The sequence below is a fragment of the Blastococcus sp. VKM Ac-2987 genome (genome assembly GCF_026967805.1).
GTDB lineage: Bacteria > Actinomycetota > Actinomycetes > Mycobacteriales > Geodermatophilaceae > Blastococcus.
Window position 1 is genome coordinate 606,824 of record NZ_JAPVBG010000003.1, and the last position, 22,977, is coordinate 629,800.

Annotated in this window: 22 protein-coding genes and 2 riboswitches; of the genes, 11 read left to right on the top strand and 11 right to left on the bottom strand. The window is 75.8% G+C overall.

Going from position 1 to position 22,977, the window contains the following annotated elements; all coding sequences use genetic code 11:
• Positions 1-10: 10 nt before the first annotated feature.
• Positions 11-103: riboswitch (adenosylcobalamin (AdoCbl) riboswitch) on the bottom strand.
• Between the two features lie 74 nt (positions 104-177).
• Entirely contained in the window at positions 178-1,410 is a 1,233-nt protein-coding gene (gene cbiE, locus O2W17_RS18175; RefSeq protein ID WP_269193852.1) for a precorrin-6y C5,15-methyltransferase (decarboxylating) subunit CbiE, read from the top strand.
• On the top strand, positions 1,407-2,147 hold the full coding sequence (gene cobM / locus O2W17_RS18180) for a precorrin-4 C(11)-methyltransferase (protein WP_269193853.1): 741 nt from the start codon (positions 1,407-1,409) through the stop codon (positions 2,145-2,147). Before cbiE ends, cobM begins: the two co-directional genes overlap by 4 nt.
• Here cobM and O2W17_RS18185 read toward each other — a convergent pair.
• Positions 2,144-3,235, bottom strand: coding sequence for a cobalt-precorrin-5B (C(1))-methyltransferase (locus O2W17_RS18185; RefSeq protein WP_269193854.1), 1,092 nt, complete (start codon positions 3,233-3,235; stop codon positions 2,144-2,146). The two genes, cobM and O2W17_RS18185, sit on opposite strands and share 4 nt — an antisense overlap.
• A gap of 125 nt (positions 3,236-3,360) precedes the next feature.
• Between O2W17_RS18185 and O2W17_RS18190 the strand changes: the two genes are divergently transcribed.
• Both O2W17_RS18190 and O2W17_RS18195 read left to right on the top strand, forming a co-directional pair.
• On the top strand, positions 3,361-4,098 hold the full coding sequence (locus O2W17_RS18190) for a cobalt-precorrin-6A reductase (protein ID WP_269193855.1): 738 nt from the start codon (positions 3,361-3,363) through the stop codon (positions 4,096-4,098).
• 43 nt (positions 4,099-4,141) lie between these two features.
• Positions 4,142-4,759: a flavodoxin family protein gene (locus tag O2W17_RS18195; RefSeq protein WP_269193856.1), complete on the top strand. Its 618-nt coding sequence runs from the start codon at positions 4,142-4,144 to the stop codon at positions 4,757-4,759.
• Between the two features lie 7 nt (positions 4,760-4,766).
• Here the strand turns inward: O2W17_RS18195 and O2W17_RS18200 are convergent, their stop codons facing one another.
• The 5 genes from O2W17_RS18200 to O2W17_RS18220 all read right to left on the bottom strand — a co-directional run bounded on the left by O2W17_RS18200 (position 4,767) and on the right by O2W17_RS18220 (position 10,152).
• A complete protein-coding gene (locus O2W17_RS18200) occupies positions 4,767-6,011 on the bottom strand; it encodes an MFS transporter (RefSeq protein ID WP_269193857.1) in 1,245 nt (414 codons plus the stop codon).
• 35 nt (positions 6,012-6,046) lie between these two features.
• Entirely contained in the window at positions 6,047-7,579 is a 1,533-nt protein-coding gene (locus O2W17_RS18205; protein WP_269193858.1) for a precorrin-2 C(20)-methyltransferase, read from the bottom strand.
• Positions 7,576-8,196 carry a precorrin-8X methylmutase gene (locus O2W17_RS18210; protein WP_269193859.1) on the bottom strand — a complete coding sequence of 207 codons (621 nt, stop codon included), beginning with the start codon at positions 8,194-8,196 and terminating at the stop codon, positions 7,576-7,578. Before O2W17_RS18210 ends, O2W17_RS18205 begins: the two co-directional genes overlap by 4 nt.
• A 160-nt stretch (positions 8,197-8,356) precedes the next feature.
• Positions 8,357-9,517: a precorrin-3B synthase gene (gene cobG / locus O2W17_RS18215; protein ID WP_269193860.1), complete on the bottom strand. Its 1,161-nt coding sequence runs from the start codon at positions 9,515-9,517 to the stop codon at positions 8,357-8,359.
• Between the two features lie 11 nt (positions 9,518-9,528).
• Positions 9,529-10,152 (bottom strand): DUF4383 domain-containing protein, encoded by a 624-nt coding sequence (locus O2W17_RS18220; protein WP_269193861.1) that lies wholly within the window; start codon positions 10,150-10,152, stop codon positions 9,529-9,531.
• Between the two features lie 394 nt (positions 10,153-10,546).
• Positions 10,547-10,660, top strand: a riboswitch (cobalamin riboswitch).
• A 29-nt stretch (positions 10,661-10,689) separates the two neighbouring features.
• Between O2W17_RS18220 and cobN the strand changes: the two genes are divergently transcribed.
• On the top strand, positions 10,690-14,397 hold the full coding sequence (cobN, locus tag O2W17_RS18225) for a cobaltochelatase subunit CobN (RefSeq protein WP_269193862.1): 3,708 nt from the start codon (positions 10,690-10,692) through the stop codon (positions 14,395-14,397).
• Positions 14,398-14,410: 13 nt separating this feature from the next.
• Here the strand turns inward: cobN and O2W17_RS18230 are convergent, their stop codons facing one another.
• From O2W17_RS18230 to aztD, 4 genes are all read right to left on the bottom strand, one after another.
• Complete coding sequence (locus tag O2W17_RS18230) at positions 14,411-14,758, bottom strand: DUF1622 domain-containing protein (RefSeq protein ID WP_269193863.1); 348 nt, start codon at positions 14,756-14,758, stop codon at positions 14,411-14,413.
• A complete protein-coding gene (locus O2W17_RS18235; protein WP_269193864.1) occupies positions 14,755-15,183 on the bottom strand; it encodes a DUF1622 domain-containing protein in 429 nt (142 codons plus the stop codon). Before O2W17_RS18235 ends, O2W17_RS18230 begins: the two co-directional genes overlap by 4 nt.
• A gap of 127 nt (positions 15,184-15,310) precedes the next feature.
• The gene (locus O2W17_RS18240; RefSeq protein ID WP_269193865.1) at positions 15,311-16,186 is read right to left on the bottom strand and encodes a metal ABC transporter substrate-binding protein; all 876 of its coding nucleotides are present in this window, start codon (positions 16,184-16,186) and stop codon (positions 15,311-15,313) included.
• Entirely contained in the window at positions 16,183-17,532 is a 1,350-nt protein-coding gene (gene aztD, locus O2W17_RS18245) for a zinc metallochaperone AztD (RefSeq protein WP_269193866.1), read from the bottom strand. Before aztD ends, O2W17_RS18240 begins: the two co-directional genes overlap by 4 nt.
• Positions 17,533-17,764: 232 nt before the next feature.
• Here aztD and O2W17_RS18250 point away from each other — a divergent pair, with 232 nt between their 5' ends.
• Complete coding sequence (locus O2W17_RS18250) at positions 17,765-18,229, top strand: SRPBCC family protein (RefSeq protein WP_269193867.1); 465 nt, start codon at positions 17,765-17,767, stop codon at positions 18,227-18,229.
• Between the two features lie 17 nt (positions 18,230-18,246).
• Complete coding sequence (locus tag O2W17_RS18255) at positions 18,247-18,882, top strand: hypothetical protein (RefSeq protein ID WP_269193868.1); 636 nt, start codon at positions 18,247-18,249, stop codon at positions 18,880-18,882.
• Positions 18,883-18,900: 18 nt separating this feature from the next.
• Here O2W17_RS18255 and O2W17_RS18260 read toward each other — a convergent pair whose 3' ends face one another.
• Entirely contained in the window at positions 18,901-19,398 is a 498-nt protein-coding gene (locus tag O2W17_RS18260) for a VanZ family protein (RefSeq protein WP_269193869.1), read from the bottom strand.
• Positions 19,399-19,572: 174 nt separating this feature from the next.
• Here O2W17_RS18260 and O2W17_RS18265 point away from each other — a divergent pair, with 174 nt between their 5' ends.
• The 4 genes from O2W17_RS18265 to O2W17_RS18280 all read left to right on the top strand — a co-directional run bounded on the left by O2W17_RS18265 (position 19,573) and on the right by O2W17_RS18280 (position 22,975).
• The gene (locus tag O2W17_RS18265; RefSeq protein WP_269193870.1) at positions 19,573-20,142 is read left to right on the top strand and encodes a hypothetical protein; all 570 of its coding nucleotides are present in this window, start codon (positions 19,573-19,575) and stop codon (positions 20,140-20,142) included.
• A gap of 104 nt (positions 20,143-20,246) precedes the next feature.
• Positions 20,247-21,122, top strand: a complete 876-nt coding sequence (locus tag O2W17_RS18270; RefSeq protein WP_269193871.1) for an alpha/beta fold hydrolase — start codon at positions 20,247-20,249, stop codon at positions 21,120-21,122.
• Positions 21,123-21,240: 118 nt separating this feature from the next.
• Entirely contained in the window at positions 21,241-21,837 is a 597-nt protein-coding gene (locus O2W17_RS18275) for an AAA family ATPase (protein WP_269193872.1), read from the top strand.
• Between the two features lie 109 nt (positions 21,838-21,946).
• Entirely contained in the window at positions 21,947-22,975 is a 1,029-nt protein-coding gene (locus O2W17_RS18280; protein WP_269193873.1) for an LLM class flavin-dependent oxidoreductase, read from the top strand.
• Positions 22,976-22,977 lie beyond the last annotated feature (2 nt).

Genomic DNA, 22,977 nt, shown 5'->3' on the forward strand with positions numbered 1-22,977 from the left:
GGTGGCAGGTCGCGACGGCGGGAGTTCCTGACTGACCGGGGAACCGGCTCACAGTGGCGGGACCGCGCCGGAATCTCACCGGGCTTCCTCCACTGCCGTCGCGTGTGGCGGCGTCATCAGACCACGACCACCCCGCAGCCGTCACGCGGGGGCGGCGCGTCCCTAGGATCGGCGCCCGTGCCAGCGCCCGAGGTCCCCGCGGACCGCCCGATCGTCGTCGTCGGCGTCGGCGCCGACGGCTGGGACGGCCTGTCCCCGCGCGCCCGGAGCGCGATCGCCGCGGCCGACGTCCTCCGCGGCAGCGCCCGCCAGCTGGCCCTGGTGCCGGCCGAGGTGACCGCCGAGCGGGTGCCGTGGCCCTCGCCGATGGGACCGGCGATCCAGGTCCTGCCCGGTGATCACCCTGGCCGCCGCGTGGTGGTGCTGGCCAGCGGCGACCCGATGCTGTCGGGCATCGGCACCTCGCTGGTGCGGCTGCTCGGCCCGGAGGCGGTCGACGTCGTGCCGCACCCGTCGTCGGTGTCGCTGGCCTGCGCCCGGCTCGGCTGGGCGGTGGAGGAGACGCAGGTGGTGTCCGTCGTCGGCCGGCCGGTCGAGCTGCTGGTGCCGCACGCGACGCCGGGGCGCCGGCTGCTGGTGCTCGGCTCGGACTCCACGACACCGGCCGCGGTGGCCGCCCTGCTCTCCGGTCGTGGCTACGGGGCGAGCCGGCTGGTCGCCCTGGCGCAGCTCGGTGGCCCGGGGGAGCGGCGCTTCCCCGGCACCGCGGCCGACTGGCCGCACGCGGCGACCGATCCGCTGGTGGTCACCGCCGTCGAGGTGGTCGCCGACCCCGGCACCGTGCCGCTGCCTCCCGTGCCCGGCCTGCCCGACGACGCCTACGAGCACGACGGGCAGCTGACCAAGCGCGACGTGCGGGCGGTGACCCTCGCCCGCCTCGCCCCGCTGCCCGGGCAGCTGCTCTGGGACGTCGGCGCGGGCGCCGGCTCGATCGGCATCGAGTGGCTGCGGACGCACCCGTCGTGCCGCGCGGTCGCCATCGAGGCCCACCCGGACCGCGCCGCGCGGGTGCGCCGCAACGCGCTCCGGCTCGGCGTGCCCGGCCTGCACGTGGTGGAGGGGCGCGCCCCGGAGGCAATGGCCGGGCTGCCCGCGCCCGACGCGGTCTTCGTCGGCGGCGGCGCCACCGTCCCCGGCGTGCTCGACGCCTGCTGGGCGGCGCTGCCCGAGGGCGGCCGGCTGGTGGTCAACGCCGTCACGCTGGAGAGCGAGGCGGTGCTCGCCGAGCGGTACGCCCGGCACGGCGGCGAGCTGGTGCGGCTCGGCGTCGCGCAGACCGTGCCGGTGGGGAGCTTCAGCGGGTGGCGGGCGGCCATGCCCGTGACGATCTGGTCGGGGGTCAAGCCGTGACGGTGCACTTCATCGGAGCCGGTCCGGGCGCGGCGGACCTGATCACCGTGCGGGCCGCGCGGCTCATCGCCGCCGCACCGGTCTGCCTGTACGCCGGCGCGCTGGTGCCGCGCGAGCTGCTGGACACCGCACCGCCCGGCGCCCGGCTGGTCGACACGGCGGACCTCGACCTCGACCGGATCACCGCCGAGCTGGTGGCTGCGCACGAGGCCGGTCTCGACGTCGCCCGGCTGCACTCCGGCGACCCGTCGGTGTACAGCGCGATGGCCGAGCAGATGCGCCGCCTGGATGCGGCCGGCGTCCCCTACGACGTCGTCCCCGGGGTGCCGGCGTTCGCCGCCGCGGCGGCCTCCCTGAAGCGGGAGCTGACCGTGCCCGGCGTCGGCCAGACGGTGATCCTGACCCGCACGTCCGCGCGGTCCACGCCGATGCCGCCGGGGGAGGACCTGGCCACCCTGGGGGCGTCCCGGGCCACCCTCGTGCTGCACCTGGCGGTGCAGCGGATCGCGGTGCTGGTGCCCGAGCTGGTGCCCTCCTACGGGGCGGACTGCCCGGTCGCCGTCGTGGCGCGGGCCAGCCGGGACGACGAGCTGGTGCTGCGGGGCACGCTCGCCGACATCGCCGGTCAGGTGGAGGCGGCCGGGGTGACCCGCACCGCCGTGGTGATCGTGGGCGCGGTGCTCACCGCCGGGGAGTTCCCCGACAGCCACCTGTACTCGACCGCGCGATGCCGCTAGGCGCGGCCGACGACCGTGCCCGCGCGGTCGATCACCAGCACGTCGACGGCCACCGGGGCGCCGCGCAGGACGCCCAGCGCGGTCTCGCGGGCGCCGGCGGCCACCAGGTCGCCCAGCGGCAGCCCGGCGGCCTGGCACTGCTGCAGCGCGTCCAGGGCGGTGTTGGCGGCCCGCACCCGCTCGGCCAGCGCGGCCGGCCCGCCGGCCCCCAGCACCATCGCCGCCAGCGACTCCGTGGACACCTGGGAGCGGCCGGAGTGCAGGTCCAGGTGGCCGTCGGCCAGCTTGGCGAGCTTCCCGATGCCGCCGGCGACGGTCAGCCGCTCGACCGGGTGCCGGCGCAGGTACTTGAGGACGGCGCCGGCGAAGTCGCCCATGTCCAGCAGCGCGTCCTCGGGCAGACCGTAGGTCTCCACCGCCACCCGCTCGCTGGTGCTGCCGGTGCAGGCGGCAACGTGCGCGTACCCGGCGGCGCGGGCGACGTCGACCCCCCGGCGGATCGAGTCGATCCAGGCCGAGCACGAGTAGGGCACGACGACGCCGGTGGTGCCGAGGATGGACAGCCCGCCGAGGATGCCCAGCCGCGGGTTCCAGGTGCGGCGGGCCAGCTCCGCGCCGTCCTCCACGGACACCTCGACGACGACGTCGCCGGTGCCGCCGTGCCGGGCGGCGACCGCGGCGACGTGCGCGCGGATGAACTGGCGGGGCATCGGGTTGATCGCCGGCTCGCCCACCGGCAGCGGCAGCCCCGGCTTGGTCACCGTGCCCACGCCCTCGCCGGCCCGGAAGGCCACCCCGCGGCCCGGTGCGCCGTGCGTCACGCGGACCGAGACCAGCGCGCCGTGGGTGACGTCGGGGTCGTCGCCGGCGTCCTTGACCACGCCGGCGGTGGCGGCGCCGTCCTCCAGCCGCTCGGTGGCCAGGGCGAAGGACGGGTGCCGGTCCTTGGGCAGGTCGATGGTCACCGGGTCGGGGAACTCGCCGGTGAGCAGCGCGGTGTAGGCGGCGGTGGCCGCCGCGGTGGCGCAGGCCCCGGTGGTCCAGCCGGAGCGCAGGCCGGTGCCCTCCGCGCGGTCCGCCGTCGTCACCGGACCAGCATGCACGGCGGTCCCCCGGGCGGTCGCGACCGCCCGCATGCGCACGAGCGCGGGAATCCGTGCCGCCGAAACCGCGCGCAGGCGTATCGGGGCGGATCCCGGCCGGAGCACCCCGCGTGACCGGGGGCGTGCTGGTGCTGGGCGGCACCGGGGAGGGGCGCCGTCTGGCGGCGGCGCTGGCCGGGGCGGGGGTCGACGTGGTCAGCTCGCTGGCCGGCCGGGTGGCCGATCCGGCGCTGCCGGCGGGGCGGGTGCGGATCGGCGGGTTCGGCGGCGTGGCCGGGCTGGTGGCCTGGCTGCGGGACGAGGCCCCCGCCGCGGTGGTCGACGCGACGCACCCGTTCGCGGCCGGGATGACGGCCGCGGCGGCCGAGGCGTCGGCGGCCACCGGCATCCCGCTGCTGCGGCTGCAGCGCCCCGGCTGGACGGCCGGACCGGGCGACGACTGGCGCTGGGTGGACTCGCCGGCCGACGCGGCCGCGGCGGTCGCCGGGTACGGCTCGGTGTTCCTCACCACCGGCCGCCAGGGGCTCGCCGCGTTCGCCGACGTCCCCGGGCACTGCCTGGTGCGCTCGGTGGACCCGCCGGCGCCCCCGCTGCCGCACCGGGTCACCGTGCTGCTCGCCCGCGGGCCGTTCGACGTGGCCGGCGAGCGGGCGCTGATGCGGGAGCACGCCGTCGAGGTCGTCGTCACCAAGGACAGCGGGGGGCCGATGACGGCCGCGAAGCTCACCGCCGCCCGCGAGCTGGGCCTGCCCGTCGTGCTGCTCCGCCGTCCGCCGCTGCCGCCCGGCGTGCCGGTGGTGGCCACGGTGGGGGAGGCGGTGGAGTGGATCCGGTCGTGCGCAATCTGATCGTCATGTGTGACGGCCGGGGGCGCGGGGGCAGTCCACGGTCATGACCGAAACCGCGTCCCTCCGTGCCCTGGCCCTCGTCTGCAGCCTCAAGCCCTCGCCCGCTCCCTCGAGCAGCGACCTGATCGCCCGGCAGATCCTGGGCGAGCTGGCGAAGCACGGCGTCACCGGGAACGTCGTGCGGGTCGTGGACTCCGACGTCAAGCCCGGCGTCGAGGTGGACATGGGCGACGGCGACGAGTGGCCCGCGATCCGCGAGCAGATGATGGCCGCCGACATCCTGATCGTGTCCACGCCGACCTGGGTCGGTCACATGAGCAGCGTGGCCCAGCGGGTGCTGGAGCGGCTGGACGGCGAGCTGTCGGAGACCGACGGGTCCGGGCGCCCGCTGGTCGCCGGCAAGGTCGCCGTGGTGTCCGTCGTCGGCAACGAGGACGGCGCGCACAAGATCGTCGCCGACCTCTTCCAGGGCCTCAACGACATCGGCTTCACCATCCCGTCGCAGGGGTCGACCTACTGGAACGACCAGGCGATGGGCGGCACCGACTACATGGACCTCGACGAGACCCCGGAGGCCGTCGCCTCGACGACCGCCACGCTGGCGGAGAACGCTGCCCGGCTGGCGCGGGCGCTCCAGGCCACGCCGTACCCGGGTCGCTGACCGGCGGTCAGGCCGGCAGCCGCTCCGCCGCCGTGCCCGGCGCCCCTTCGGGCAGCCCGGCGCGGCGGCGGCGCAGCCGGACCCCGCCGATCGCCAGCAGCGCCAGGACGACGAGCACCGCCGCGTAGATCTCGGCGACGGTCTCCAGCCCCACGGACGTCGCGGCCGATCCCGCGATCACCGCCGGCACGCTGAAGCTGAGGTAGCCGACGACGAACACGCTCGACAGGAGGCCGGCGCGCTCGGCCGGGGAGACGCCGGCGCTCACGGTCGCCACCGAGCCGAGGAACGACAGGCCGAAGCCGAGGCCGGAGACGACCGCCGAGGCGAAGAGCAGGGGGACTGACCCGGTGAGCAGAGCCGCGATCGTGCCGGCGACCCCGCCGGCGAAGAGCGTCGCGCCGCGGAGCATGGCCCGCTCCGCGCCGAGGTTCCGGCCGAGGATCGCGCCGATCCCGCCGGACCCGTGCATGGCCAGCACCAGCAGGCTGCCGACCAGGTGGTCCTCGATGCCGAAGACGGCGGCGACGAGCGACGGCCCGAGGGACAGGTAGAGGCCGCCCAGCGCCCAGGCCGCCACGATGACCGGCAGCGCGGTGAGGAAGGCGGCTCGCTGGGACCGGGGCACCCGGACGGTCGGGCGCAGCGATCGCAGCGCACCGGGCGACCGCGGCGAGGTCTCGGGCAGCACCAGGACGAGGGCCGTCGCCAGCAGCACGACGACGGCGAGGACGCCGAAGACCCAGCGGGACGGCGTCGCGACGTACTCGACGACCAGGCCGGCGCCGACCGCGCCCAGCGACAGACCCAGGCCCGGGGCGGCGCTGTTCAGCAGGGCGCCCAGCGGACGGCCCGGGCGCTGCGTGTCCAGCAGCAGCGCGCCGAGCGTGCCGGTCAGCACCCCCATGGACAGGCCCTGCAGCACGCGGGCCACCAGCAGCCAGCCCACGGCGTCCGCGGTCAGGAAGACGAGCATGGCCGCCGCCTGCAGCAGCAGCCCGCCGGCCACCACCGGCCGGCGGCCGACGTGGTCGGAGAGGCCGCCCGCGACGAGCAGCGCGGCCAGCAGGGCGACGGCGTAGATGCCGAAGACGGTCGTGAGGATGCCCGGACCGAAGCCGAACTGCTCCTGGTAGACGCGGTACAGCGGCGTCGGGACGCCGGAGGCGGCGAGCACGAGCAGCAGCAGGCCGGCCGTGGTCCAGAACGCCGGGGTGCGGGAGAGCGTCGGGGCGGCCACGGAAGTGGGCAAGGGCAACGATCTCCCGCGCATTCCCGCCCTGCGTGTCAGCCCGGGTAGCTGCGCGAGGTGTAGACCGCGCCCGAGGGCGTGACCCGGGTCTGCGAGGAGCCGACCAGCACCAGGCAGCGCATGTCCACCGTCGCGGGGTCCAGCGAACCGAGGGTGGTGACCCGGACGGTCTCCTCGGAGCCGCCGACGTCCCGGCCGACGACCACCACGGTCTCCGGTGCACGCGTCTCCAGCAGCACCTGCAGCGCCTCGCCGAGCTGGTGCGGGCGGTGCCGGGACCGCGGGTTGTAGAGGGCGATGACCAGGTCGGCGGCCGCCGCGTGCCGCAGCCGGCCGACGATCACCTCCCACGGCTTGAGGACGTCGGACAGCGACATGACGCAGAAGTCGTGGCCCAGCGGCGCCCCCACCCGGGAGGCCACCGCCTGGGCGGCGGTCAGGCCCGGCACCACGCGCACCGGCACCCCGGCGAACTCCGGCCGCTCGGCCACCTCCAGCACCGCGGCGGCCATCGCGAAGACGCCCGGGTCGCCGCTGGAGACGACCGCCACCCGCCGGCCGGAGCGCGCCAGCTCGAGGGCGTGCGCGGCGCGGTCTGCCTCGACGCGGTTGTCGCTGGGGTGGCGGGTCTGGCGCGGGTTCGCCGCCACCCGGTCCAGGTAGGGGCCGTAGCCGACGAGGTCGTCGGCGCAGGACAGGGCCTCGGCCGCCTCCGGGGTGGTCCAGCTCCGCGCGCCGGGACCGAGACCGACGACGACCACCTCGCCGTGCACCGCCGCCTCGCCGGACGGCCGGGCCGGCTCGGTTCCCTGCGGGGTGAGCGGGCTGGGCAGCAGGGCGAGGGAGAAGTACGGGACGCTCGCCGGGTCGACGTCGGCCAACGGCAGGCAGCGCTGGCGGTCGGTGGTCGCCCGCTCGACGTAGAGGGCGCGGTCCATGACCCCGGCCCGCTCGAAGGCCTCGCGCACCTGCGGGAACGTGCGGCCGAGCTTCATGACGGCGGCGGAGTCGGTGGCGGCCAGCCGCGCGGCGAGCTCGTCGGCGGGCAGCGTGCCGGGCAGCACGGTGAGCACCTCGTCGCGCTCGACCAGCGGCCGCCCGACGGCGGCGGCCGCGCCGCTCACGCTGGTGACGCCGGGGACCACCTCGGTCGGGTAGCGGTGGGCCAGCCGCTTGTGCATGTGCATGTAGGAGCCGTAGAAGAGCGGGTCGCCCTCGGCGAGCACGACGACGTCCCGGCCGGCGTCCAGGTGCGCGGCGAGCCTTGCTGCGGCGGACTCGTAGAACTCGTCGATCGCGCCCTGGTAGCCGCCGGGGTGGTCGGTGGTCTCGGTGGTGACCGGGTAGACCAGCAGCTCCTCGACCTGGCCCTCGCGCAGGTAGGGCTCGGCCAGCGCGCGGGCGACCGAGCGGCCGTGCCGGGCGGCGTGGAACGCGACGACGTCGGCGGCACCGATCAGCCGGGCGGCCTTGACGGTGACCAGCTCCGGGTCGCCGGGGCCCAGCCCCACCCCGTAGAGGCGACCTGTTCCGCCCTGCTCCCCGCTCCCGCGGGCCGCGCCGCTCACTCCTCGGTGCTCGCGATCGCGTTGACGGCGGCCGCGGTGATCGCGCTGCCGCCGCGCCGGCCCCGGACGACCAGGTGCTCCAGGTCGGAGGCGGCCAGCGCCTCCTTGGACTCGACCGCGCCGATGAACCCGACCGGGATGCCGATGACGGCGGCGGGCCGGGGGGCGCCGGCGGCCACCATCTCCAGCAGGTGGAACAGCGCGGTGGGCGCGTTGCCGATGGCGACGACGGCGCCGTCGAGCCGGTCGCGCCACAGCTCCAGCGCGGCGGCGGTGCGGGTGGTGCCCAGGTCTGCGGCGAGGGCGGGGGTGCGCGCGTCGTTGAGCGTGCAGACGACGTCGTTGTCCTTCGGCAGCCGCCGGCGGGTGATGCCGCTGGCGACCATCTGGGCGTCGCAGAGCACCGGCGCGCCGGCGTCCAGCGCCTCGCGGGCCCGCTGCACGACCGCGGAGGAGTAGGCGACGTCGGCGACCAGGTCCACCTGCCCGCAGGCGTGGATCATCCGCACCGCGACCTGGGCGACGTCGGCGGGCAGGCTCGCGAGGTCCGCCTCGGCACGGATGGTGGCGAACGATCGCCGGTAGATCTCGGCGCCGTCCTTCTCGTAGTCGTACATCGGCGAGGAGGCTACGTCCCGTCGTCCGACCGCCTGCCGCGGGCAACGGTGGGCAGCACCGCTCCAGCGTGGTCCCGACCGCTGCGGCCGCGAGCTCCGGGGGAGAGCGAGGCGGCCGGCCGGACCCGAGCCGGGCCTGCCACAGCAGCATCCGGAGAAGTCAGCCGGAGCTGTCGATCCGGTAGCCGCTGCCGGTCGCGACCACGTCGACGACCTCGCCGGAGGGGCGGCCGCAGCGCCGGCCGCAGCCGGCCCAGTGCTGCCGGGCGCCGCTCGCGGGCAGCGCCCCGTCGGCGACCGCACGGGTCGCGTCGGACCGCACGTCGGCCAGCGACTTCGCGCAGCCCGGCCGACCCGCGCAGGCGGTCACGCGCAGCCAGGCGCTGCCGGGGTCGAGCACGAGCCCCGCGGCGGCGAGGGCCCGGGCGGACGCGGCGTCCGGCAGGTCGGGGACGACGACGCTGCGCCACGGCGTGAGCTGGACCCCGTCCGCCGCGACCGACGCCAGGAGGTCTGCCTGGTCGGCCGTCAGCCGGCCGAGCGGCACGACCGCGGCCAGCGCCGTCCGCCCGTCGTCCTGCCGCAGCGCCCCGGCCGGCCCGTGCGGGGGTGCAGCGGGGACGGCGACGGGCGCGGAGCGGGGGCCGCCGATCGCGGCGGCGATCCGCGCCGGCCCCTCGTCCAGCTCGGACACCCGCCAGGCGGAGCCGCCCTGCGCCCGGCGCTCGGCGACGAAGGCGCGCGTGGCCGCCAGCGCGAGCGGGACGGCGTCCGCCGGCGTGCTGCGCAGGCCGCTGTCGGCGCCGGCGAGGAGCAGCGCCACGGTGCCCGGGTCGAGGGCGAGCAGACCGACGTCCGGGGCCTGCCCCGCGACGTCGCCGCGGCCGTCGTCGAACGCGGCGAGGAAGCGGCCGGGCAGCTCGGCGAGGGCGGGGTCCGCGCACAGCGCGGCGTCGAAGCCCGGCGGCCAGGGGCGCACGTCCAGCAGCCCGCCCGCGCGGCCGCTGAGCACGCTGGCCAGCACGTTGCGGGCCGTCTCGTGCGTGGCGCTCGGGAGCAGCCCCGCCACCGCCAGCCGGTCGCCGAGCGCGGTCTCCGCACCCGGCGCCAGCCCTCGCAGCTGCACGTTGCCGCGGCTGGTGAGCTCCAGCGCTCCGTCGCCCAGCTCCCGCGCCGCGGCGGCGAGCACCCGGAGCTGGGCGATCGTGAGGGCACCGCCGGGTACCCGCACCCGGGCGAGCGCGCCGTCGGCGGCCGGATGGGTCTGCAGCGCGCCGGGGCAGGAGTCCGCCCGGTCGCGGGCGGGCGCCTGCACGGTCATGGCGCCGAAGGCTACTTCGTGGCGCCCGACCCGCCGGCGTCGAAGGACATCCAGATCCGGCGGCGGTCCGACCGGCTCCGTGCGTCGGCCATGGCCGCCACCCGGCGCTGCTGGTCGGGGGTGGCGGTGTGCTGCACGACCGCGAACTCCGCGTCCCGCATGGCCCGCTCGGCGGCGAACTCGGCCGGGGTGGACGGGAACCCGTCGTCGGAGTCGTCGTCCTCGCTCCCGGAGGGGTGGGCGTAGGGGCTGTCGGACGGCAGGTTCCCGCTCACCCGGCCGTAGGCGCCGAGGATCAGCAGGACCAGACCGGCGACCACCGAGAAGACGACGTTGGCGAAGCGGAAGGCCAGGAAGTTCAGGTCGGTCTCCAGCACGGCGAGGTTGGCCAGCGCGGAGATCAGGAACAGCACGCCGACGACGATCATCACCGTCGAGGCGATCCGCGGCCCGCGCACCGCGGCGGCGATGAGCACGGCGGCGGTGACCACCGAGATGGTCGACAGCAGGCCGTTCGAGGACAGGCCCAGGACCCGCTCGCCGTCGGTCGAGAAGAAGTCCAGGCCGTCGGCGAAGCCGAGGATGCCGAACACCGCGATCACCGCGGCGACGACCACCGCGCCGATCCGGTGCACGGCCGGCACCCGGCTGCCGGCCGGGCCGTCCTCGGTGTCCCGCCGCTGCGGCCTCGCGGGCTCGAGCCGTTCGGAGCCGGCTGGGCCGAGCCCCCGGGAGCCCGCCGGCTCGCCGGCGCGTTCGGACGGGGCGGCCGGCCCCGGCGGGGCGGATGGGGTGTCGGGTGCGGTGCGGGTTCGCGTGCGGTGGAGGTGCGGACGCAGTGCCATGGCGACTCCCTCGAAGAACCGGTCTGTACCCCTCCTTCCCCTCCGGCACACCGGGCGGATGCGACCGTCTGCACCGCCGCCCGGTGGGCACGCCCGTCACCCGCCGGGGGCCCGCATCCGACCGCACGTCCTGCGGCCGGGGCCGCCCTGTCGTCCGAGGCCCGCCCCGGGGCACCCGGTAGCGTCTGCGGTCAATCACGGCAGTCCAGCGAGGAAACCGGTGCGAATCCGGTGCGGTCCCGCCACTGTCAGCCCTCGCGGGCGAGCCAGACACTCCGGCTGCCGTGCTCGACGACCCGGGGCGCGGACCCCGAGGGAGGCACTGCCGTGAGCACACGCTCCTTCACCCTGCTGTCCACCTCCGACACCGACCTGCTGTCGGCCCGGTCGAGCACCGCCGACTGGCGGCTGGGCAACCCCTACCGCGCCGGCGACCTCGCCGAGTTCGCCGCCGGTACCGATCTCGTCGTGGTCCGCATCCTGGGGTCCCGCCGGAAGTACGAGGACATGGTCGCGCCCCTGTTGGGCCTGGGCGTGCCGGTGGTCGTGTTGGGTGGTGAGCAGCTGCCCGACGCCGAGCTGATGGAGCTCTCGACCGTGCCGATGGGCGTGGCCACCGAGGCGCACACCTACCTGGCCCAGGGCGGTCCGGAGAACATGGTGCAGCTGCACCGCTTCCTCGCCGACACCGTGCTGCTGGACGGCGAGGGCTTCGAGGCCCCGGCCGTCGCACCGGACTGGGGCCTGCTGGACCGCCCGGCCCCCGCCGGTGACGGGGGGGTGAGCATCGCAGGGAGCGCCGGCGACCGAGGAGCGGAGCGAGTCCGGAACGGCGGCGAGGACACCGCAACCGGCCCGCGGGTCGCCGTCCTCTACTACCGGGCGCACCACCTGGCCGGGAACACCGCCTTCGTGCACACGCTGTGCGAGGCGATCGAGACCGCCGGCGGCGTGCCGGTGCCGGTCTACACCGCGTCGCTGCGGTCGGTGGACCCGGAGATGCTCGACGTGCTGCGCACCGTCGACGCCATGGTCGTCACCGTGCTGGCGGCCGGCGGCTCGAAGCCCGCCACCGCGCAGGCCGGTGGGGACGACGGTGCCTGGGACGTCGGCGAGCTGGCCCGGCTGGACGTCCCGGTGATCCAGGGCCTGGTGCTCGGGACGCCGCGGGAGACCTGGGCGGCCAACGACGACGGCCTCTCCCCGCTGGACGTGGGGAACCAGGTCGCCATCCCCGAGTTCGACGGCCGGATCATCAGCGTGCCGTTCTCCTTCAAGGAGGTCGACGACGAGGGGCTGACCTCTTACGTGCCCGACCCGGAGCGGGCCGCGCGGGTGGCCGGCACCGCCGTCGCGCACGCCCGGCTCCGGCACACCGCGCCGGCGGACCGGAAGATCGTGGTGATGCTGTCGGCGTACCCGACCAAGCACTCCCGGATCGGCAACGCGGTGGGCCTGGACACGCCCGCTTCGGTGGTCCGGCTGCTGGCCGCGATGGCCGGGCAGGGCTACGACATCGGCCCGTTCGACGGCGCGGGCTCGCTGCCCGGCGTCGCCGACCTGGACGGCGACGCACTGGTGCACGCCCTCATCGAGGCCGGCGGCCAGGACCCGGACTGGCTGACCCAGGAACAGCTGTCCGGCAACCCGGTCCGCATCCCGGCCGCCGAGTACCGCCGGTTCTTCGACACGCTCCCCGCCGAGCTGACCGACCGGATGGTGGAGCACTGGGGTCCGCCGCCCGGTGAGCTCTTCGTGGACCCGACCGACGACTGCATCGTGTTCGCCGCGCTGCGCGCCGGCAACGTCGTGGTGATGGTCCAGCCGCCGCGCGGCTTCGGGGAGAACCCGATCGCGATCTACCACGACCCCGACCTGCCGCCGTCCCACCACTACCTGGCCGCCTACCACTGGCTGCGCTCGTCCTTCGGCGCGCACGCGGTCGTGCACGTGGGCAAGCACGGCAACCTGGAGTGGATGCCCGGCAAGACTGTCGGGCTGTCCGCGTCCTGCGCGCCGGACGCCGCCCTGGGCGACCTGCCGATGGTCTACCCGTTCCTGGTCAACGACCCGGGCGAGGGCTCGCAGGCCAAGCGCCGCGCGCACGCGGTGCTGGTCGACCACATGGTCCCGCCGATGGCCCGCGCTGACACCTACGGCGACATCGCGCGGCTGGAGCAGCTGCTCGACGAGCACGCCAACATCGCCGCGATGGACCCGCCCAAGCTGCCCGCCGTCCGGCAGCAGATCTGGACGCTGATCCAGGCCGCCAAGCTCGACCACGACCTGGGCCTGGACGACCGGCCGCACGACGCCGAGTTCGACGAAATGATCCTGCACGTCGACGGCTGGCTGTGTGCCATCAAGGACAGCCAGATCCGCGACGGGCTGCACGTCTTCGGCTCCCCGCCGGAGGGCGACGCGCGCGTGGGCCTGGTGCTGGCCATCCTGCGGGCCCGGCAGATCTGGGGCGGCTCGGTCGCCATGCCCGGCCTGCGCGAGGCGCTCGGCCTGGTGGAGGACGGCTCGGCCGGGCTGCACGAGACCGACGAGGTCGAGGCCCGGGCGCTCGCCCTGGTCACCGCCATGGAGGAGGCCGGCTGGGCACCCGGTGCGGTGCCCGCCGTCGTCGAGCGCGTGCTGGGCGGGCCGCACGCGGAGGTCTCGAAGGTGCTCGACTTCGCCGTCACCGAGGTGGTGCCGCGCCTGGCGAGGACGACCGACGAGATCGACATGGCCCTGCACGCCCTGGACGGCGGCTACGTGCCGGCCGGACCATCGGGCTCGCCGCTGCGCGGGCTGGTCAACGTGCTGCCGACCGGGCGCAACTTCTACTCCGTCGACCCGCGCGCGGTGCCCTCCCGGCTGGCCTGGGAGACCGGGCAGGGGCTGGCCGAGTCGCTGGTCGAGCGGTACGTCACCGAGACCGGGGAGCACCCGCGCTCGGTGGGGCTCTCGGTGTGGGGCACCTCGGCGATGCGCACCTCCGGCGACGACGTCGCCCAGGTGCTGGCGCTGCTCGGCGTCCGCCCGGTCTGGGACGAGGCCTCCCGCCGGGTCACCACGCTCGAGCCGATCCCGCTCGCCGAGCTGGGCCGGCCGCGGATCGACGTCACGGTGCGCATCTCCGGGTTCTTCCGGGACGCCTTCCCGCACGTGGTGACCATGCTCGACGACGCCGTCACCCTGGCGGCGGGGCTGGACGAGAGCCCGGAGCAGAACTACGTCCGCGCCCACGTCGAGGCCGACATCGCCGAGCACGGGGACCGCCGCCGCGCCACCACCCGGGTGTTCGGGTCCAAGCCCGGTGCGTACGGGGCCGGGCTGCTGTCGCTCATCGACAGCCGGGACTGGCGCACCGACGCCGATCTGGCCGAGGTCTACGCGGTGTGGGGCGGCTACGCCTACGGCCGGGACCTCGACGGCGTGCAGGCCCGCCCGGACATGGAGACCGCCTACCGGCGGATCGCGGTGGCGGCCAAGAACATCGACACCCGCGAGCACGACATCGCCGACTCCGACGACTACTTCCAGTACCACGGCGGGATGGTCGCCACGGTGCGCGCGCTGACCGGTAGCTCGCCGAAGGCCTACATCGGCGACTCGACCCGGCCCGAGCACGTGCGCACCCGCTCGCTGGTCGAGGAGACCTCCCGGGTGTTCCGGGCCCGGGTGGTCAACCCCAAGTGGCTGGCCGCGATGCGCCGGCACGGCTACAAGGGCGCATTCGAGATGGCCGCGACCGTCGACTACCTGTTCGGCTACGACGCCACCACCGGCGTGGTCGCCGACTGGATGTACGAGAAGCTGGCCCAGAGCTACGTGCTGGACCCGGAGAACCGGGAGTTCATGGAGCAGTCCAACCCCTGGGCGCTGCACGGCATCGCCGAGCGGCTGCTCGAGGCCGTGGACCGGAAGATGTGGGCCGAGCCGGACCCGGCGCTGCTCGCCGAGCTGCAGCAGGCCTACCTGGACACCGAGGGGGACCTGGAGGGCGGGGAGACGCCGGCCGCCGCCGAGGCGGGCCGGGCCTGACGCCCGCCCGCCGTCACTGCCGCCAGGCGGGGTGGAGGAGCCGGCGGGCGGTCTCGTCGTACCGCCGGGCCGGCCGCGGGGGCCGGGGGCTGCGGCCCTCCTCCCAGGAGCGCGCCCCTGTCCGCAGGCCGTAACCCACCAGGTGGCGCAGCGCGATGACGACGGCCGTGGTGGCGATCGCCTGCCAGCTGGGGTCCCCGGCCAGCCGGAGCAGGCCGGCGGCGACCAGCAGGTCCAGCAGGATGCCGAGCGCCAGCGCCGGGCGGCGGGTGGCGGCCAGGGCAACCAGGCCGCTGACGACCGCGACTCCGGCGACGAACTGCGCGGCGGTCCCGGTGACGGCGGCCAGCGTCGAGCTCACCCCGCCTGCCCGGAGCGCGACGACGACGCATCCCGGTCCTTCTCGTCCGACGACGAGGTGCCGGACGGCCGGTCCCGGTCGCGGTCCTCCTCGACCTGGCGGCGTTCCTCGGCGATCTCCTTGCCCAGGAAGTAGTTCAGCACCGTCCGGATGGCGGCGATGGCGGCGAGCTGCCCGATCTCCTCCCAGCTGGGCGCCACGGCGGTGCGCAGGACGTCGCTGGCGAGCTGGAACTCCAGGCCCAGGGCCAGGAAGCGCCCCAGCGTCAACCGGACCGGCACGAAGCCCGCGGCCCCGCGGTGCCGCAATCCCGCCCAGAGGAACCGGAGGAACGCGTAGACGGCGCCGATGATGATGACCGCGGCGCCGCACGCCTCGACGATGACGACGAGGACGTTGACGACTTCTTCCAGCAGCGTCTCCACGCGGCGCGCATACCCGCGGCCGGCCCGCGCTCACCCCTGCGGTGGCGCGGACCGGGCGGCGTCGGGCGTGGGTGCAGAGCGAGTCCCGAAGTGGCCACAGCGCCCAGACGCTGCTCCGCGACGCCGATCAGCCGGTGCAGACGAGCCCGCGGCGCAGGGCGGCGAGGTTCGCCGTCATCAGGCCGGGATAGCTCTCCTCGTCGGCCACCCGCTCGATGGGGTGCAGCACGTCGGTGGCGAGGCCCAGTTCGTCGGCGAGCGTCTCCGCCACGCCGAGCCCCGCCGCCGCCTCGAAGAAGATCGTGCGCGCGCCGGTGTCGCGCACGTCGTCGACCACCCGGCGCAACCGGGTCGGGGAGACCTCGACGTGCGGGTCGAGGCCGGCGACCCCCACCTGGCGCAGGCCGTACCGCTCGGTCAGGTAGCCGAAGGCCTCGTGCGAGGCGAGCAGCGTCGCCCCGCGGCACGGGGCGAGCGCCGTCGCGTACTCCTCGTCCATCTCCTGGAGCGACGCCGCGAGGCGCTCGGCCCGCTCGGCGTACCGGTCCGCGTGATCCGGGTCGACCACCGCCAGTTCGTCGGCCACCTGCGTGCCCAGTGGGGCCAGGCGCACGGGATCGAGCCAGAAGTGCGGATCCTCGCCGTGGTCGGCCAGCGCCGTGGCGTCCACGACGTGCTCGGGTTCCTGCTGGGCGAGCACGTCGTCGATCGCCGGCTGGAGCGCGCCGGAGAGGTGGACGACGACGTCGGCCTCGGTCAGCGTCATGACGTCGCGGGGCGTGGGTTCCAGCCCGTGGCTGTCCCCGCCGGCCGGGACGAGGTTCGTGACGTCCACGCGGTCCCCGCCCACCTCCGCCGCGACGTACTCCAGCGGGTACGAGCTCACCACCACGTCCACCCGGCCGTCGTCGGCGGCGCCGGCCTGGTCGCCGCCGCACCCGGTGAGCCCGCAGCCGAGACAGCCGGCCAGCGCGAATACGCCCAGACGTCCTGGGCGGGTCACTCGTCGTGCTCGTCGTCGTGCGCCTGCTCGCCGTCGTGCTCGTGGTCGTGGTCGGCGTGCTCCTCGACGTCACCGGAGACGCCGGAGAGCTCGTTCGGCGTGACGTCCAGGCTCGCGGACTTCCACACCTCGCCGGCCTCGACGTCCACGGCGTGGATCTGCTGGGTGGCCGGGTCGGTCACGTAGGCCATGCCGTCGACCACGACGACGTTGGGGTGCGGGTCCTGCCAGTCGTCGGACTCCTCCCATGCGCCGGTCACCGGGATGGACCGGGTGACGGTGCCGGTGACGGGGTCGATCACCTGGAGGGCGCCGTCGTAGGTGAGCACCAGGCCCTCGCCGTTCGGGCCGCGGCCGAAGGAGCGGTACCAGTACGGCGCCGGCAGGTCGACCAGTCGCAGCGAGGCGGTCGTGGTGTCGAGGAGCGCGACGGTGCTGGAGCGGTCCTCCGCGCTGCGCTCGTAGTCGCCGAGCACGATCGGCGACGACTCGGTCCCGAACTGGTTGCCGATGCGGCCGTACTCGTCCGGGCTCTGGATCTTGGTGAGCTCGCCGTCGGCGTAGAGGACGGCGCCGTCCTGGCAGCCGATCACGACGGCCTCGTCTGCAGCCACGGCCTCGCCGTGCACGGAGGGGCAGTCGTCGCGGGCGGTGATCTCCTCGCCGTCGGCATCCAGGATGCGGATGCCGCTGCGCTCCTCCTCGGTGCCGTCGGAGACGAGCATCCGGCCGTCCGCGAGCTCGACGGCCACGCCGTGGTGCGGAGCGGACGTGGAGAACTCGAGCACCTCCCGGTCGGGGTCGGCGATGTCGGCGCTGTCGAACGCGGTCACGTCGCCGGTCCCGTCGTCGAAGAGGACCGTCCGGCCGGCGTGCGCCACCACGTGCGCCGGCTTCTCCGCCGCGAACAGCACGTCGGTCAGCTCGGGATCGGCGGTGTAGTAGTGGTCGTGGTCGCCGTGCGGCTCGCCCCAGGCCCCGCCGTCGAGCAGGCGGAAGCCGCCCGAGGTGGACACCAGGAAGTGCCGGCCGTCGCCGGCGGGGTTGAGCCGGTTGAAGCCCTCCAGCGGCTCGTCGGCCAGCACCTCGAGCGTCGTCGCATCGAGGACCTGGACGCCGCCGTCGTAGGTGAGCGCCAGCCGGGGCGCGCTGCCCCCGACCTCGGTCGGCGCGGACGCCTCGCTCTCCTCGGCGGTCCCCGTCGGTCCGGCCGACGGGGTGGAGCTCGTGGGGGTCGCCGCCGTGGCGTCGGTGCCGTCGGACGCCGCGCATCCGGTCGCGAGCGCGAGCGGCAGCACCGTGGTCAGCGCGGCGGCTCGCAGCGCGGGGGACAGGGGGGAACGCATGGGGGCTCCTCGTGAGGTCGATGGGAGCCCGACCGTATAGGAACGACAATCGTTCTCATTAAGGGGGGCGACCATCGACGCTAGGTCCGGCGTCGGGGGACCCGTGCGGGGCGACTCGGGGCCGCCGTCCACGTGCGCAGCACCTCCCTGTCCCGCGGCATCCGGGGAAGCCCGGTGGCCGCCGTCCCCGGGCGGAGGGCCGGTCGGGAGCGGTGGCTGCGACACTGCGGGCGTGCGCGAGCTACGTCACTCCGGGTCGATCACCGTCGCGACGTCCCCGGAGGACCTCTACGACCTGGTCTCCGACGTTCCCCGCACCGGCGAGTGGAGCCCGGTCTGCGCCGCCTGCTGGTGGGACGAGGGCGCCTCGGGGGAGGTCGGCGACTGGTTCAGCGGCCGCAACGTCACGCCGGAGCGGACCTGGGAGACGCGCTCGCAGGTGGTCGCGGCCGACCGGGGCCGGGAGTTCGGCTGGATCGTCGGCGGCTCCCTGGTGCACTGGAGCTTCACGCTCGCCCCCGTCGACGGCGGGACGGAGCTCACCGAGTCGTGGGAGTTCCTCCCCGGCGGGCTGGCCTTCTTCGCCGAGCGCTACGGCGACGCGGCCCAGGAGCAGATCGCCGAGCGGACCCGCCAGGCCCACGAGGGCATCCCCGTCACGCTCGCGGCGATCAAGCGGATCGCCGAGTCCGGCTGAGCGGTCCGGGTACCGGCGTGGACACGCGGAGGCTCCTGCTCGGGGACTGGACGCCGGTCGTCCGGGACGGCATCGACGTGCTGCGGCTGGTGCTGCTGGGCGGGGCCGTCTGGTACGCCGTCGCCGGGGACGCCGGCTCGGCCGCGGTGCTCGCCGTCATGGGGGCGGTCACGCTCGTCGCGCGGCTGGTGAACCTGCCGCGGGTCTACGACCTGTCGGTGACCCTCGGCATGGCGCTGCAGGGGTTCGGCGAGGTGTGGGGGCTCTACGACCGGTTCGTCCGGTTCGACGACCTCGTGCACTTCTCGCTGCCCATGCTCACCGCGCCGGTCGTCTACATCGCGCTGGCCCGGCTCGACGTCGTCCCCGACCCACGGGACGAGACGCACCTGCGGCACTACGTCGGCATGGCCGTCGTGACGGCGGCGCTCGGCGTCACGATCGGGGCGCTGTGGGAGATCTACGAGTGGCGGTCCGACGCCTGGTTCGGCACCGAGTTGTCCGAGGGCAACGACGACACCAACGGTGACCTGGTCCGCGACGCGCTCGGCTCGCTCGCCGGCGCCGCGCTGCTGGTGGCGTGGGCCCGGTTCGGCTGGGGCTCGGTGCGCCGGATCCCCGGGGTCAACACCCACGAGGCGGTCGACGCCTGAACCCGCGGCCGGGGCGGTTCACCCCGGCACGCCGGCGGGCCCGGGGACCCGGCCGCGCGACCGGCCGGCGGTGCCGGCGGCCACCAGCAGCCCGGCGGCGACGGCTCCGGCGGCGTTGAGCGCGGCGTCCAGCGGGGACACCACGCGGCCGAGCGGGAGCAACCACTGGAGCAGCTCGATGCCGGTGCCGGTGGCCGCGGCGGTCAGGAGCAGGCGGTCCGGCCGGCCCAGCGCGGGCCACCGGAGCACCGCGAGGACGGCGGGGACGACCAGCAGAGCCAGGTTGCCCAGCAGCTGCCGCACCGTGGCCGGGGAGTCGAGGCCGGTGAGGTACCACCGCAGCTCCACGGCCGGTGACCCCCACGACCAGCCGGCACCCTCCGGGGCCAGCGTCAGCGCGGCCACCGGGACCAGGGCCGCGCCCAGGAGCACCGCGAGGGCGGTGCGCCGCGGAGCCGCCTGCCGGTCCCGCCCGCGGGACCCGGGTGCCCGGCCGCGGGCGGCGTGGTCGTCCATGCGGCCACGGTCCACCTGTCTGCTGTGACCCGGCTGGACGGCGGCTGGACGTCGTCCGTGGGGAGCCGCGGCCGGATGCACGGCCGTTTCGGAGCGGATTCACAGACGCCGCACAGCTGTCAGCGGGACACTGACGGCGACGGTCGGAGGGGCCGGCCGCGGAGGAGGACCACCGTGAGGAAGAAGATCGCCATCGGCGTCGCCGCCGGTGCGCTGAGCCTGTCCTGCCTGGCCGTCGCCGTCCCGGCGCTCGCCGCCCCGGACGCGACGGCCGAGGCGGCCACCACCGCCGCCGACCGCATCCGGGACGCCCTGTCCGGCCTGGTCTCCGACGGCTCGATCACCCAGGAGCAGGCCGACGAGGTGGCCGGCACGCTCGCCGAGAGCGGTCTCGCCGACCGTGGCTGGCACCACGGGAGCTGGCACCGCGGGGGCGGGTGGCCGGGCCTGTCGGTCGCGGCCGACGCGCTCGGGCTGACCGAGGAGGAGCTCCGCACGGCGCTGGAGCCCGCGGGGACCAGCCTCGCCGACGTCGCCGAGGAGCAGGGCGTGACCACCGACGCGCTCGTCGACGCCCTGGTGCAGGCGGCCGAGGAGCGGATCGCCGAGGCCGTCGAGGAGGGGCGGCTCACCCAGGAGGAGGCCGACGAGCGGCTGGCCGACGTCGAGGCGCGGGTCTCCGAGTGGATCGAGCGCACGCATCCCGGCCGCGGCCACGGCTGGGGGCACCGCTGGGACGACTGACCCCGGCCGGCCGCGCAGCGGCGCCGCACCCGGTCGGCGGGGGGTGGCGCCGCTGCGTCGTTCCCGGGGTCCCCCCGGGACCGGGTCGCCCGTAGCCTCCCGGCATGCCGGATCAGACCCTCTCGATCGACTCCGCCTCCGACGTCCGTGTCACGGCCTACCGGTGGGACCCCGCCGGCCCGGTGCGCGGCATCCTCCAGCTCACCCACGGGATGGGCGAGCACCTGCTCCGCTACGAGCGCCTGGCCGCGGCGCTGACCGGCGCGGGCTGGGTGGTCGTGGGGCAGGACCACCGGGGGCACGGTGCCACTGCGCAGGACGGCCGCTGGGGCGACCTCGGTCCCGGCGGCTGGGACGAGCTGGTGCGCGACATCGGCCGGCTGAGCGCGCACGTGCGCGCCGACCTGCCCGATGTCCCGCTGGTGCTGCTCGGCCACAGCATGGGCTCCTTCGCCGCCCAGCAGCACGTCCTCGACCACTCCGCCGACCTGGCCGGCCTGGTGCTCACCGGCACCGCCGCGCTGGACCTGCTGGAACCGGCCATGGACCTCGACGGGCCGACGGACCTCTCCGCCTTCAACGCCGCGTTCGAGCCGGCCCGCACCGAGTACGACTGGCTCTCCCGCGACGAGGCCGAGGTCGACGCCTACGTCGCCGACCCGCGCTGCGGGTTCGGGCTCACCGCCACCGACAGCCGGCAGATGTTCGTCTCCGCGCGGCAGGTGGCCGACCCCGAGCGGCTGGCCGGGCTGCGCACCGACCTGCCGGTCTACGTCGCGGTCGGCGACCAGGACCCGGTCACCGGGCAGCTCGCCCTGGTGCACGGCCTGGTCCAGCGGCTGCGCGGCACCGGGCTGACCGACGTCACCCTCGCCGTGTACGAGGACGCGCGGCACGAGGTCTTCAACGAGACCAACCGCGACGAGGTCGTCGCCGACCTGCTGGCCTGGCTGGACCGGGTGGTGCCGCCCGCGGGCTGAGCCGCGCACGGCCCCGGGGATGCGGCCGTCGGCGGCATCCAGCAGATCCCCAGCCGGCGCACACGTCGGCCGGAGGATCGGCGCGCACCGTCGGGACCGACCGACGGAGGCGGAGCGCATGACGATCGCACCGACCCGGGGCCGCCCCGGCACCGAGCGCGGGAGCGCACCGGCGACCGGGCGCGTCCTCGTCGTCCTCGCGGGGCTGCCCGGCAGCGGCAAGACGACGCTGCTGCGGCGGCTGTCCGCCGGGAACCCGGGCCTGGCCGGCGTGGACTCCGAGCAGGTGGCCGAACGGCTGCGCGGAGCCGGGCTGCGCCTGCCCTACCGGCTGCTCCGCCCGGCGGTGCACCTGGCGCACCGCCGGCGGGTGCTGCGGCGGATCGCCGGGGAGGCGCCGGTCGTCGTCCTCACCGACCCTTGGACCAGCCGGACCTGGCGGGCGACGGTGCTGCGGACGGCCCGTCGCGCCGGCCGGCCGGTGCGGCTGGTGCTCCTGGACGTGACCCCGGAGGTGGCCGTGGGCGGCCAGCACGCCCGCGGACGGCGGATCTCCGCCCGCCGCATGCGGCGGCACGTCGCGCGGTGGGCCGAGCTGCGGGGCACCCTCGACCGCACCGGCGACGGCGCGGGGGGCGCGCAGGTGTCCGTGGCCGACCGGGAGGCGGCGGGCCGGCTCACCCTCGTCGAGGTCCTCGGCGCGTCCGGCTCCTGACGCGCCCGCCGCCGGCCGGCGCCCGGGGAATCACCGGGCCCGCGCGGCGTTGACTGCCGCGAGGACCGGTCGCCCGACCAGCCCGCACCCGAACTCCTGGAGGACGGCCATGCACCTCGGCGTCGACAGCTTCGTCTCGGCCGTCACCGATCCCCGCACCGAGCGGGTGGTCGGCCCGGAGGAGCGCATGGCGCACCTGCTCGAGGAGATCGAGCTCGCCGACCGGGTGGGGCTGTACTCCTTCGGCATCGGCGAGCACCACCGCCCGGAGTACTACGACTCCGCGCCGCCGGTGATCCTCGCCGCCGCGGCGGCGCGCACCTCCCGCATCCGGCTGGGCAGCGCGGTCGCGGTGCTCAGCGCCGCGGACCCGGTGCGGGTGTTCCAGCAGTTCGCCACCCTCGACCTGATCAGCGGGGGCCGCATCGACCTGGTGGTGGGCCGCGGCTCGTTCACCGAGGCGTTCCCGCTGTTCGGTCTGAGCTTGGGCGACTACGACGAGCTGTTCACCGAGAAGCTCGACCTGCTGCTGCGCATCCGGGAGTCCGAGCACGTCACCTGGTCGGGGAAGCACCGGCCCGCCCTGACCGGCCAGGGCGTCTACCCCCGCCCGGTGCAGGACCCGCTGCCGATCTGGGTCGGGGTGGGCGGGACGCCGGAGTCGTTCGCCCGCGCCGGGCTGCTCGGCCTGCCGCTCATGGTGGCGATCATCGGCGGCGAGCCCCGGCAGTTCGCCCCGCTGATCGACCTCTACCGGCGGGCCGGTGCGCACGCCGGCCACCCGCCGGAGCAGCTGCAGGTGGGGCTGCACGTGTTCGGCTTCGTCGCCGACAGCACGCAGGCCGCCGCGGACACCATCTTCCCCGGCTGGCACGAGCTGTTCACCAAGGTCTCCCGCGAGCGTGGCTTCGCCGCACCCACCCGGGCGCAGTTCGACGCCACCAGCGGGCCCGACGGCGCCTTCTTCATGGGCGATCCCGACAGCGTCGCCGAGAAGCTGGTCCGGATCTCCGGGCAGCTCGGCGGCGTCGACCGCGTGTCGATCCAGATGACCAACCCGAGGCTGGCGCACGAGGACCTGCTGCGCGGGATCGAGCTGCTGGGCACCGAGGTCGCGCCGCGCGTCGCGGAGGCCTGAGC